This is a genomic window from Paenibacillus sp. NPDC057886, from assembly GCF_042796655.1.
Lineage (GTDB): Bacteria > Bacillota > Bacilli > Paenibacillales > Paenibacillaceae > Paenibacillus.
The window spans coordinates 33,736-46,343 of record NZ_JBHVMZ010000006.1; the positions used below are offsets into that span (position 1 = coordinate 33,736).

The following is a 12,608-nucleotide window of genomic DNA, read 5'->3' on the forward strand; positions in this document are numbered from 1 at the left end:
GAGCAAAACAATGTTCTCCAATCCCGACTTTCGAGTTTTTGATATCCATGCCCATCTGCCTTATAAACTTTTGTTTTCCTCATATAAAAACCATGAACTGGTGACGCGATATGGCAAGGAACGCAGTGAACGAATGCGACTAACCTGGGATTTCCCAGCGGTGGAGGAGCAGGGAGAGGAAGCAGCGCGGCCGTTAATCGAACGGTGGGTGGATGAATTGGACAAATACAATATTGCCGGACTTAACTTTCTGACGGCTCTGGATAATGACAATCTGGCTGAACAAATATCCATATACCCGGATCGGTTTACTGGCTTCGCCTATCATCCCATTGAAAATGAAGATGCATCCATCGAGCTGCGTCGGGCGGTTGATGAGCTCGGATTGCGGGGATACAAGCTATTTGGTCCTCTCACCCAGATTCCCTTTGACTCTCCTTCGCTCGATCCGGTGTGGGCGTTTCTTGCAGAGCGGCGCCTGCCTGTCCTGATTCATTTTGGCATGCTTGGTCATGCCGGAGGCATCGTTCATCATCCCAACATCAATCCGCTTGCCATCTTTAACACGGCCCGTGCCTATCCGGATATTCCGTTCATCATCCCTCATTTTGGCGCAGGGTATTTCCAGGAACTGCTTCATCTAAGCTGGAGCTGCCCTAACGTCTACATCGACACATCCGGTTCCAATCAGTGGGTACGCTGGATGCCCTATGAGCTGAACCTGGAGACGTTATTCCGCAAAACATACGAGCTGCTGGGTCCGGAGCGAATCATCTTTGGAACGGATGCGAGCGGATTTCCGCGTGGTTATCCCTATCGTTATTTGCAGGATCAGGTCCGGGTATGCCGTGAACTTCGCTTCCCTGAAGCGGACATTGAACTCATCTTCGGAAATAACGCAAGACGTTTGTTGAAGCTGCCTGTTGGCAAAGCCGTCGGTTCCACCAACGCGTAAGTCAAGGAAATAGAGAACAGGTTATAACACTTTTGTTGCAAAAGAGGGGAGAGTGGCTTCACTTGACGGGAACCGATAATCTTTTATTCAGGTCAAGCAAGACCCTGCGATTTTTGATTGTAGGTTTACTCTTATTGAGCATTACAGCTTGTTCAGCCAAGCCGTCCGAAGAGTCTGGTTCGGCAGGTGTTACAGCTTCAGGTGATCAGACCGAGCCCATCACCATTGAGTACTGGCAGTATGAATTTCCAGCCAAGGTTGAACTGATCAATACCTTAATCCAGGAATTCGAGACGGAACATCCCAACATCAAAGTCAAACAAACCAATTTTCCGTACGACCAGTACAATCAAAAGGTTGCTACTCTTGTTCCCGCCGGAAAAGGACCGGATGTCATCAATCTGTATTACGGCTGGCTGCCCAAATATGTGCAATCCGGTTATTTACAGCCGCTACCTGAAAGCAGCTTTCCGGGCATCGCCGAGGCATTTTTCCCTTTTGTAGATACAGCCAAATTAAATGGAAGCTATTATGCTCTGCCTACAGGCGTGCGAACGCTGGGGTTGTTTTATAACAAGGACTTGTTCACCAAGGCTGGACTTGATCCAGACAAACCGCCTACAACCTGGGAAGAGCTTGTCTCGGATGCCAAAGCATTAACGGAAACGGACAAAAACGGGCAGTTGGTGACAGAGGGTTTCGCATGGGAACCGGGTTCCCAGCTTCATCACTGGTTCCGAGACGGATTGTTATATCAAGCAGGAGGCAAGGATACAAGCGAGGATCGTCGGAAAATTCTGTGGAATGATACACCCACAGGGCTTGAAGCATTCAAGTATCTGGTTGATTTTGCAACCGTGCATAAGGTGGGCATTAACGGCTTTTACACCGATGACGCCAATGCGTTCAAAACGGGCCATGCCGCAATGAACGTGGATGGTTCATATCGATTGGGGTCTATCAAAAAAGACGCTCCCGATTTGAATTTTGCTGTCGCACCGCTGCCGGGTTATAAAGGAAAATCCACACAGGCTTCATTCTGGGCTAATGCGATTCCAGCCAATGTTACCGGAGAGAAGTTGGAAGCAGCGACAACATTCCTACAGTTTTTAATCAGCAAGGGTGTTCAGGAACAATGGGTGGAGAAGGTCGGTGAACTTCCCGCACAGAAAGAAGTGGCTCTTCAGGATAAGTATGTGAATGACCCGCTGCTTGGCCCTTTTATCTCCCAACTGAACGATGCCAACGCCCACTTCTTCATTGATGAGACGCAGGAGCGTACGTTGTTTGTTAACGCTGTGGATGAGGTGCTGCTTAATCATGTGCCGGAAGACCAGGCCTTCAATGATTTGGTGGCCAAAACCCAGAAGCTCTATGACGACTACTGGGCGAAACAGGATAAGAAAAAATAAGCTCTCATTCAAGGAGGCTGCGCAGCTATGAGGACTACCGGGGTGATCCCTACGCGGCCGAAACGGCGTTTATGGTTCGGATCGGGAATAGGAAGACTCAATTACAGACATAAACAGCGGTTATTCATTTATGGCGGTTTGTTGATTCCGCTGATCTATTTTGTAGTCATCCGCATCTTACCCATTCTGTATTCCTTTAACGTGAGCTTTCGCGAATGGGGCATGCTGTCACCGGACAAACCCTTTGTAGGTTTTGATAATTATGCGACATTGCTAAGTGACCCTCTATTTCTCAAGTCGCTGGTGAACACAGGGATTTACGTCGTTGTTGGTGTGCCTGCACAGTTGATTGCCGGATTAATCGTGGCTCTTCTTCTCCAGCAAGTGGTGAAGCTGCGCGGATTGTTCAGGACGGCCTACTTTATCCCGTATGTAACCAGTGTAGTGGCGGTAAGCTGGATATTCCGGTGGCTGCTGATGAAGAACGGGATTGTAAATGCCCTTTTTATAGAGTTGGGTCTTGGAGCGCAGTCATTCCTGTATTCGCCCACACAGGCCATCTTCTGGATTATTGCGGTGATGGTATGGCAGAATATCGGGTTTCAGATGCTCATTTTCCTGGCGGGCCTGCAAAACATCCCCAAATTATATTATGAGGCAGCTGCCATAGACGGAGCCACGGGTTGGCAGCGCTTTGTCCATATTACGATCCCTCTGTTGAACCCGGTCATGCTTCTCTCCGTCGTCATGGCAAGCATCGGATTTTTGCAATCCTTTACCCAGGTGCTGAATATGACTGGCGGCGGGCCGCTGGACTCTACCATATCTGTCGTGCTTCATATATACAATTTGGCTTTCAAAAGTTTTGATATGGGTCTGGCCTCGGCAGCAACCGTCATTCTGTTTGCCATCATATTCATGCTGACACTGGTTCAGCTTAAAGTGCTGGGCAGCCGTTTTCAACAGGAGTAAAAGGAAAGGACGGTGCTCTTCAAGCATGAGCAGATCTGCCGCATGGGCCGATACCCAAACAACGCTCCGCTGGAAACGTTCCGGGTCACTGATCAGTTATGGTTTACTTACGCTCGGACTTGGTTTGATGGTGTTTCCGTTTCTATGGATGATATCGACGTCGTTCAAGACGCTGGATGAAATCTACTCTCTGAGCCTGATCCCTTCGAGGGTTACATGGGACAATTATACGGCCATTTTTCAGGGAACCCCATTTCCCCGCTGGATGCTGAACAGCTTATATGTGGCCGTCATTGCCACCGTGAGCGTCTGCGTATTTGATTCCATTACGGGATACATTCTGGCCAAATTTACGTTCTGGGGGAAACAGGCAATCTTTGTACTCATTCTGAGTACATTAATGGTGCCGACTGAAATGCTGATTATTCCATGGTATCTTGTATCCAGCAGTTTCAATGGCATGGATACGTACTGGGGGATTCTGTTTCCAGGCTTAATATCCGGGTTTGGCATTTTTCTAATGAAGCAATTCATGGAATCACTTCCTTCGGAATTACTGGATGCGGCACGAATTGATGGCATGGGAGAATGGGGCATTTTCCTTCGGATCGCTGTTCCGCTGGTTAGGCCAGCGTTTGCCACCCTCTGCATTCTGACATTTCTGGGCAGTTGGAATTCGTTCATCTGGCCGCTCATTATTACGCAGAGTGAGGAGATGTTTACGATTCCAGTCGGGATGGCTTTCTTCTCCAGCGAGGCCAAGGACAGCAGCAACTGGGTGCAGATTATGACTGGAGCAACACTTTCGGTTCTACCATTGATCGTTCTCTTTCTGTGCTTCCAGAAGCAGATCATTCGGGGCATCGCTACAACGGGCCTTAAATAGCATTAAAGCTTCGGACATCCTTTATAACAGAAAGAACAATACAAAACAAAGCCGGTAACCCTGTCAAGGGGCCCGGCTTTGTTCTATTACATGGAAATGAAAAAGGTATGCATGCAATGAAGCGGTGCATTTTCCATATGGAAATGGGTGATTCGTCCATGGAAGCCCGAACCGACCTTGGATATAATCGGAGACTAAAGCCGTAGTAACCAGGAGGAATACTTCATTGAAACAAGTGATGAGACATGACGAAGCAGAACCGGAAGTAACTCTGCCGGGAACAGCCTTTTATCGCATGCGTGCAGAACAGACCGAAAAAGAGTATGAGATCAGAGTTTGGGTGCCGGAGAGCGCCCCGCCAGCTTCCGGATATCCCGTGATCTATCTGCTGGATGCCAATGCGGTGTTTGGTACGATGGTTGAGGCCATGCGTGTACAATCTTTACGCCCGGAGAAGACCGGGGTTGTGCCGGCAGTTATTGTTGGCGTGGGGTATACAGCCCGGGAACCCTTTCCACCGGACAGGCACTATGATTTTATGATGTCGGTTCCCGAAGGGGAATTACCCCGGAGGCCGGATGGAGCAACCTGGCCAGAGCATGGCGGGACACATGATCTTTTGTTTTTTGCCAAGCATCTGCCCGAAGCATTAACCTGGCTGTATCAGTGATCATATGGCTTAGGCAGTCCTCATTCTGTTTGAAATACGTCACACCTCAGCTTGTCCTTCCGAATTCGCCCATGCTATATTGGGGAGATGTGAGGAGATGAGGATATGAAGCTGGTGTCCTGGAATGTGAATGGATTGCGGGCATGTGTTACGAAAGGATTCATGGATTATTATAACGAGAGTCAGGCCGATATTTTCTGTGTGCAGGAGACCAAGCTACAGGCAGGACAGATCGAGATGGATCTGGGAGAAGACGTATATCAATACTGGAATTATGCTGTCAAAAAAGGATACTCCGGCACAGCCGTATTTACCCGGATCAAGCCGCTATCTGTCTGGTACGGGATCGAGGAAGATAGCGAACCGGAAGGCCGAATGATTACGCTGGAGTTTGATCATTTTTATCTAATAAACGTATATACCCCCAATGCGAAGCGAGATCTGACCAGACTTCCTTACCGTCTGGAATGGGAGGATCGGTTCAGGGATTATGTGTTGCAATTGGAGCAGACCAAGCCGGTTATCGTATGTGGTGACTTGAATGTAGCCCATCAGGAGATCGACCTGAAGAATCCGAAGCCCAATCTGGGCAACTCGGGATTCACACTGGAAGAGCGAGGCAAGATGACCGATCTCCTAGCTGCCGGATATGTGGATAGCTTCCGCCATCTGTACCCGGATCGCACGGATGTGTACAGTTGGTGGTCGTACATGCCTAAGGTAAGAGAACGTAATGTTGGATGGCGGATCGATTATTTTCTTGTGTCCAATCAGCTGGCTCCGAAGGTGTCAGATGCGCATATTGATTGCCATGTAATGGGCAGTGATCATTGTCCGGTGGGTCTGACTTTGCGACTGTAGCCCGCGCAGGAATGAGCTATATGAAAATCAATATCATGAGAACCGCAAGTTTCCGTTAGGGGAGATTTGCGGTTTTTTGCGTTGCCTTTGCGTTGCTCAGGTACAGGGAGGTTCAATGGTTCTTTTTATACCCGAGGTAGGGGAACTGAACTGGACTTTGGTTGGGGGAAGAACTGGACCCTGGATTGTTCCGTTTCCACCAGATCTTGGGTAGGATTGAACAATACATACATAACATGATATTGGGGAGTAAGGGGTAGAGAACCGATGAAGAAGGCATTACGGAGAGGAATAAAAGTATTGGGGGGCCTGATGTTCGCAACAGGGTTTCTAATGCTTGCAGGTACGGCGTATGAGGCCTATCAATCGACACAGGATATGAAGTCCTATCCTCTGCCGGGCAAGCTGTATGAGGTGAGCGGACGCAATATGCACCTCTACACAACTGGCAGAGGAAAAGCAACGGTGGTATTGGCTTCAGGCTGGGGGACACCCAATCCCTATGTTGATTTTAGCCCGCTGTATGACAAGTTGAAATCCCGGGTGAAGATTGCGGTGTATGACCGATTCGGTTATGGATACAGCGACTACACGGATCGGCCGCGTGATATTGATACCATTACGGAGGAAATCCATCAATTGCTGCAAGCATCAGGTCAACGCCCTCCTTACATTATGGTTGGTCATTCTCTGGGCTCATTGGAAACACTTCGATTTGCACAAATGTATCCGGATGAGGTGGTAGGCATGGTGATGATCGATGGAGGAAGTCCTGAATATTACAGCACCGTGGAGATGGATACGCCGGAATGGTATTTTGATTCAGTCCGTTTTCTGGTGAAAACAGGTGTTGCGCGCACATTGCTGCATTCCGATCGGATGATGGAATCCCTGGTCATTGACCCGAATCTGGTGACGGAATCAATGAAAAAGGCAGCCACCATATCGACGCTGAAACATGCCTACAATGACAACGTGATGGAAGAAATCAGGAACTCCAAGGTGAACGCAGCCCGTGTGCTTGAGAACAAAACGGAGTTCTCTTTTCCGCTAACCATTCTTACAGCCGGTTCAGAGAAGCCAAGCGAAGGCAGTCGAGCGTGGGAGGCAGATCAAGCGGGCTTCGCTTCATGGTCGAGACAGGGGATACAGCTGGTTATACCACACGCCGAACATTACATCCATAACAGTCGACCGGATGTAGTAGCCGATGAAATTCTGAAGATGGCTAATCCATCCAATGACATATGAAAAAACGAATCCGATATAAAGGGATAGGAAGACGAGGGAGAAGGATGAAGAAGATGGGGGTTATCGGCAGGTTTCTGTCCATGTTATTGGCAAGTTGCTTGTTGTCTTTAATTGTACTGTCAGTGTCCGTTGTATGTATAACGGACAGAGTTGACGCAGCACCTGTTGTTCATTCGGCTGATCGGACGAATTTATCCGCAGCCGAGTTGGAACAGGCCATCAGCCCGCTGGTGAAGGAACAAATCAGGAAACTGAACATCCCGGGAGCTGCTGTTGTGATTACTCAAGGGGAAGATATCATTTTCAGCCAAGGTTACGGTTATGCCAATGTGGAGCAGCAGATTCGGATGAGCCCGCGTGATACATTGGTTCGCATTGGCTCAGTGACGAAGACCATCACAGCCACAGCTGCAATGCAGCTGGTAGAACAGGGGAGGATCGCGACGGGTGCAGATGTGAATGAGTATCTGACCTCGTATAAGCTGGGTACATTCAATGAGCAGCCGATTACGCTTCACCATTTGCTTACACATACGGCTGGACTGGATCAGGTCCTGTATCGTACCGTGGCAGCATCACAAGATGAATTGGTTGGAGCGGAATCTTTCTTACAGCAGTATGTGAAAGACCAGCCTCCAGTCAGAGAACCAGGTACCCAGTATGAGTACAACAATGCCGGGCTGGGTCTGGTCGGCAATCTTGTTGAACAGGTCAGTGGCCAATCGCTGGATGAGTATATGAAGGAACATCTCTTTCAGCCACTTGGCATGTCTACAGCCGCGTTGGATATGCCAGATGGGAGTCCGGATCTTCCGTTATCCTATGATGTGGATGAAGAAGGAAATTACCATTCCATCCCCTATGAGCATTTTAATATTCCGGGAGCGGGAGGACTTAGTGTAACGCCTAATGAGTTTGCACATTTCATGATCGCTCAATTGAATGAGGGGATGTACAAGGGGAAGGCCTTGCTGAAGCCGGAAACTGTACACACGATGCAGCATGAACAGTATACGGATCATCCGGAACTTGACGGGGTGGGATATGGATTTTTTCTCGGCAAACTGTCTAATGCCTTACCGATGGTCTACCACACGGGAGAAGTGGAAGGATTCATATCCAAGATGGTGCTGATCCCTTCCAGACAGATCGGGATATATGTTGTCGTCAATGCAGGGCAGTCCGATGTACAGCTTCATAATCAGGTTGTGGAGTCCATTACGGACCTGCTGGGTCCAGTAAACACAGACACCTCACAGGTTGTAATAACGTCGCAGAGTGCAGAACAAATGCAGAACTATGAGGGTCATTATATGTTCCAGCTCAGTCCACAGCATGGTTGGGGCAGGTGGGTTAAGTTTTTTGAGAAAGCGAGTTATACGATTCGGGCGGATGGAGGCAATCTGATCGTTAGCGGAACGTTTCCAGAAGAAGAAAGAGAAGAGCAGTATAAGCGCTTTGTGCCCATTCAGGAAGGCGTTTTTCAAGAAGAAGGTACAGACCAGTACATATGGTTTCATGAACAGGACGGACTGTGGAAGGCAACTGGTTTGAATGGGGTGACCATGTCCCAAGCATCCTGGTGGAATACCCCGTCATTTCTGTTGGCTGTGTTTGCGTGCTTCATTTTATTCTGGATTTTCATAGCTATGGCATGGCTCATTCATTACATCATTCGTTGGTTCAGCAGTAATCGGCGGCCGGTCTCCAGAATGATCGGGGTGATGGCGGTAATCTATGCAATCGCTGTGCCACTACAGATAGTGTATGGTTTGACTCATATGAGTACAGGATTTCCATTCTGGTATCGATGGGGGCTGTGCTCTCTTCCGTGGATTGCTGCATTGCTTGGGTTGATTCTGCTTCTGCAGAATGTCCGAGATGCCGTAAAAGGTAACGGCGGATCGTTTGGAAGAAGCGCATTGGCCGTGATGGCTTTGACTTTTACAGCGTATATGGGGTATTGGAATATGCTCTCCATTCATTTTTATTAGTTCACAGCTGAACAGGCGAATAAGATAGTAATCGGGGCGTCTGTAATTAATAAAAAACAGATCCTAACTGTACCTTGCCTTGCATGAAAGCAGCCTTGTTACTGCTCTGCATGTAAGGTATTTTTATTTCGAACTGGAAACCTAACAATTTACATGTTATGTTATATCATTATACTAGAGTAGTAGGCAACTATAGATGAAGACAGGAGAGGATTGAACATGGTCAAAGTTGGTATCGTAGGTTACGGAAATCTGGGCAAAGGTGTAGAGAAAGCGATTACTCAAAACCCGGATATGGAGCTTGTTGCTGTATTTACACGTCGTAACCCGGAGCAGATGGTTGCAGAAGGTACGGAGGTTCGTTTCGAGCACATCTCTGCTGCTGAGCAATACATAGGCAAAATTGATGTGATGATTCTGTGTGGAGGTTCGGCAACCGATCTTCCGGAGCAGACACCTGCAATTGCAAAATGGTTCAATACGGTGGATAGCTTCGATACACATGCCAAAATCCCTGAATTCTATAAAGAAGTTAACGCTGCGGCAGAGCAAGGTGGCCACGTGAGCGTCATTTCCACAGGTTGGGACCCGGGCTTGTTCTCAATGAACCGACTGCTTGCCCAATCGATCCTGCCAGAAGGTAAAGAGTACACGTTCTGGGGTAAAGGGGTCAGCCAAGGTCACTCCGATGCCATCCGTCGTGTTCCGGGCGTTAAGGCTGGTGTGCAATACACTGTACCTGTTGAAGAAGTAATCAACAGCATTCGTGCTGGGGAGACACCAGAATTGACCACACGTGAGAAGCATCTGCGTCAATGCTATGTGGTGGCAGAAGCAGGTGCGAACCAGGACGAGATTCGTGAAACGATTGTATCTATGCCGAACTATTTCTCGGATTACGATACAACGGTAACGTTCATTACTGAAGAGCAATTGAAGGCTGAGCATGAAGGCATGCCACACGGCGGGTTTGTCATTCGCAGTGGAGTTACAGGCGCAGGCCAAAAGCAAATTATTGAATTTGGTCTGAAGCTCGACAGCAATCCTGAATTTACAGCAAGCGTACTGGTGGCTTATGCAAGAGCCGCGCAACGTTTGAGTCTGGAAGGCCACAAAGGGGCCAAGACGGTATTTGATATTCCCCTCGGTCACCTGTCTCCTAAATCGGCTGAGGATCTTCGCCGCGACTTGCTGTAGTCCGTTAATTCATTACCGCAGTTGTAAGTCCTCATTATTCATATCTAAAATGTAATACAACACAAACAGCTCGTCCTTCTAAAAAGAGGGACGAGCTGTTTGTTGTACAAACGAATTAGTACATATTTATGAGCTGTTTATATATTCATGCATTCTCGTAACTCATGTTGGGACAGTCTTCCCTACAGCCAGTGTGAGGGAATGTTTAAATGATCCGGCAACTTGGTACCTGCACTGCCTTTTGCCGAGTTGAGCTGGGATTGTGTCAGAAAGATGCTGCCTCTCAGATCCGCTCCGCCCAGATCCGCATCCCGCAAGTCGGCTCCGATCAGATCGGTGTTTCTCATATCTGTGTTCCGCAGGTCAGCCGCAATCATTAAGGCACCTCTGAAGCTCGCTCCCCGAAGGTCAGCCCCTTTTAGATTGGCACCCAGAAAGTCTCTTCCTGTACGTTTTTTGGTCTTCGATTTGGATGGTCCCTTATCTGATGCTGGAACCTTTGCCCTCACCATTTCGCTGGCCTGTACAAGCAGTTCGTTCACCACCGCCCGATGTGCGGGAATATCGAGACGTAATATGGCAGATGGCTCCAGATCGGTTAGTCGTTCCGTTTCCCGGTATGCGTTCTGCAATGCGGAATGGATGGATGATGTTTCCGGCAGCTGTAACATTTCATTAATGTAGCTCATCATCTCATGAAGCTGCTTCATGACAGGCAAACAATCGAACATCTCGGCAGCAGATTCGGGATGTCTACGCCAATCCTTGCCCGCATATGTAATTTGTGATAGTTTCTGACCAGCCCCGAAACAATCGTACACCGTGCAACCCTTGAACCCTTTCTGTCGCAGCTGTGTATGGATGCCGCAGCGGTTATCGGTACGAAGATTGGGACAGGGGGTGCCACTGGATTTATCAAAACCAAAGTCCGATGATTTGCCATACGGCAAGGCGACACAGCATAGACCAAAACATTGCTCGCAGTCTGCGCTTAAATGCAGAGTAGCCTGATTGCTACTGAATGCTTGGTTAGTCATTTTGTACACTTCCTTTAATTAAAAGACTTGCTATTTTAAGGTCAGTACAACTTTACCATTACACTGGAATTCAATCAATAAGTCGGATAGCGGTTACAGCGCGCATTTACATGGACATGGAGTCCATGCTTGTAACGGGTTTACACGATCTGCGCTCCACAATTTCGGTATTCACATAAATGTGAGCTGCGTTCTTCTCACCCTTACTCAGGTTATCCATAATCCGATTCACGGCGGTTTTGGCCAGCATGTCCTTTTTAACGTGAACGGTTGTCAGTTCGGGACTGATAACTTTGGCTTCGAAAATGTTGTCAAATCCCATCACCGAAATATCTTCGGGTACCCGGAGACCGATATTCTGTAATGATTTGATCGTACTGATCGCCATATAATCGTTCTCGCAGAAAATGGCTGTAGGCCGTTCCTGAAGCAGCCCGATGGACTGCTGTAAACGTTCTTGCGGCATGACCAGCATCGGTTGCAGATCAAACGTCATTGCCTCATCAATGGTCAGATGGTGCTCTGTCAGAGCTGCACGGAAGCCTTCTTCACGTTTGATAAAGTTCGGAATCCGGGTACTGGATTTTACGTATCCAATACGGCTATGCCCGAGTTTCACCAGATGTTTACCTGCCTGATATCCGCCCAAACTGTTATTAATGGAAACAAAGTTCGCATCCACATGTTCAAACGATGTATCGAGGATAACCACGTTGGCATGAATGGATTGAATGGCTTCAATCATGGGCGGGGTCAGATTGATACCCAGAAGCAAAATGCCCGCCGAGGGCTGTTCCTTTTCCAAGGCTTGCAATTCATGCTGCAAATCCTGCACATCAATGGATGAAATGACTAGCGTATTGCCGTGCTGCTTGACCTGCTCCGTAATATGGTGAATCAGCTCGTTAAAAAACGGCAGAGAATCGTAATGTTCCGTGATTATATCTGTATTTTTGCAGGCGACAAAACGAATAATAGCATTGGGCTTCTGGACTTCTTTTCCAGTTTTGATCGTTCTCGGTTGGTATCCATGAGCTTGTGCAATATTCAGTATATGCTCCCGGGTCTGCTCGCTCACGCCAGGTTTATTGTTAAAAGCAAGAGAGACAGCTGCTTTGGATACACCAGCCAACCTCGCAATATCATCAATTTTCAACATACATCCTCCTACAAATGGGCTATATATGTACAGTATACCACGATCTAAGCTTAAATTTCAGTTGTTCACTAAACTAAACTTAACTAAATTGAATGAATTATAACTAAAATTTTGATTGATTTTTTACACGCATGATGCTAATATTCAATTGTAAAACGCATTCATTACTCGATATAAGGTTAAAATTACATTAAATTAACTAAAATAAAATATT

Annotated in this window: 11 protein-coding genes; 9 read left to right on the plus strand and 2 right to left on the minus strand. The window is 47.7% G+C overall.

From position 1 onward, the window contains the following. Positions 1-10 precede the first annotated feature (10 nt). From ACFVQB_RS20325 to ACFVQB_RS20365, 9 genes are all read left to right on the plus strand, one after another. A complete protein-coding gene (locus ACFVQB_RS20325; RefSeq protein ID WP_379443029.1) occupies positions 11-955 on the plus strand; it encodes an amidohydrolase family protein in 945 nt (314 codons plus the stop codon). A gap of 62 nt (positions 956-1,017) precedes the next feature. Beyond that, positions 1,018-2,367, plus strand: a complete 1,350-nt coding sequence (locus tag ACFVQB_RS20330) for a sugar ABC transporter substrate-binding protein (protein ID WP_379443033.1) — start codon at positions 1,018-1,020, stop codon at positions 2,365-2,367. A 27-nt stretch (positions 2,368-2,394) separates the two neighbouring features. Continuing rightward, positions 2,395-3,339 (plus strand): carbohydrate ABC transporter permease, encoded by a 945-nt coding sequence (locus ACFVQB_RS20335; RefSeq protein WP_379443037.1) that lies wholly within the window; start codon positions 2,395-2,397, stop codon positions 3,337-3,339. A gap of 25 nt (positions 3,340-3,364) precedes the next feature. Beyond that, entirely contained in the window at positions 3,365-4,225 is an 861-nt protein-coding gene (locus ACFVQB_RS20340; RefSeq protein WP_379443041.1) for a carbohydrate ABC transporter permease, read from the plus strand. A 235-nt stretch (positions 4,226-4,460) separates the two neighbouring features. Beyond that, the gene (locus ACFVQB_RS20345) at positions 4,461-4,895 is read left to right on the plus strand and encodes an alpha/beta hydrolase-fold protein (RefSeq protein ID WP_379444429.1); all 435 of its coding nucleotides are present in this window, start codon (positions 4,461-4,463) and stop codon (positions 4,893-4,895) included. 105 nt (positions 4,896-5,000) lie between these two features. After that, positions 5,001-5,756, plus strand: a complete 756-nt coding sequence (locus ACFVQB_RS20350) for an exodeoxyribonuclease III (RefSeq protein WP_379443045.1) — start codon at positions 5,001-5,003, stop codon at positions 5,754-5,756. Between the two features lie 267 nt (positions 5,757-6,023). Next, positions 6,024-7,007, plus strand: coding sequence for an alpha/beta fold hydrolase (locus ACFVQB_RS20355; protein ID WP_379443049.1), 984 nt, complete (start codon positions 6,024-6,026; stop codon positions 7,005-7,007). A 44-nt stretch (positions 7,008-7,051) separates the two neighbouring features. Then, positions 7,052-9,001 (plus strand): serine hydrolase domain-containing protein, encoded by a 1,950-nt coding sequence (locus ACFVQB_RS20360; RefSeq protein ID WP_379443053.1) that lies wholly within the window; start codon positions 7,052-7,054, stop codon positions 8,999-9,001. Positions 9,002-9,220: 219 nt separating this feature from the next. Next, on the plus strand, positions 9,221-10,198 hold the full coding sequence (locus tag ACFVQB_RS20365; protein WP_379443058.1) for a diaminopimelate dehydrogenase: 978 nt from the start codon (positions 9,221-9,223) through the stop codon (positions 10,196-10,198). 182 nt (positions 10,199-10,380) lie between these two features. On the opposite strand, the gene ACFVQB_RS20370 is transcribed toward ACFVQB_RS20365, so the two are convergent. After that, positions 10,381-11,235 (minus strand): pentapeptide repeat-containing protein, encoded by an 855-nt coding sequence (locus tag ACFVQB_RS20370; protein WP_379443062.1) that lies wholly within the window; start codon positions 11,233-11,235, stop codon positions 10,381-10,383. A 106-nt stretch (positions 11,236-11,341) separates the two neighbouring features. Further along, positions 11,342-12,391, minus strand: coding sequence for a LacI family DNA-binding transcriptional regulator (locus tag ACFVQB_RS20375; protein WP_379444433.1), 1,050 nt, complete (start codon positions 12,389-12,391; stop codon positions 11,342-11,344). Positions 12,392-12,608: the final 217 nt, after the last annotated feature.

What these genes read in the sequence shown, in the direction of transcription:
- ACFVQB_RS20325 (WP_379443029.1), top strand. Translation starts at nt 11, where the DNA reads ATGTTCTCCAATCCCGACTTTCGAGTTTTTGATATCCATGCCCATCTG.
- ACFVQB_RS20335 (WP_379443037.1), top strand. Translation starts at nt 2,395, where the DNA reads ATGAGGACTACCGGGGTGATCCCTACGCGGCCGAAACGGCGTTTATGG.
- ACFVQB_RS20340 (WP_379443041.1), top strand. Translation starts at nt 3,365, where the DNA reads ATGAGCAGATCTGCCGCATGGGCCGATACCCAAACAACGCTCCGCTGG.
- ACFVQB_RS20350 (WP_379443045.1), top strand. Translation starts at nt 5,001, where the DNA reads ATGAAGCTGGTGTCCTGGAATGTGAATGGATTGCGGGCATGTGTTACG.
- ACFVQB_RS20355 (WP_379443049.1), top strand. Translation starts at nt 6,024, where the DNA reads ATGAAGAAGGCATTACGGAGAGGAATAAAAGTATTGGGGGGCCTGATG.
- ACFVQB_RS20360 (WP_379443053.1), top strand. Translation starts at nt 7,052, where the DNA reads ATGAAGAAGATGGGGGTTATCGGCAGGTTTCTGTCCATGTTATTGGCA.
- ACFVQB_RS20365 (WP_379443058.1), top strand. Translation starts at nt 9,221, where the DNA reads ATGGTCAAAGTTGGTATCGTAGGTTACGGAAATCTGGGCAAAGGTGTA.
- ACFVQB_RS20370 (WP_379443062.1), bottom strand. Translation starts at nt 11,235, where the DNA reads ATGACTAACCAAGCATTCAGTAGCAATCAGGCTACTCTGCATTTAAGC.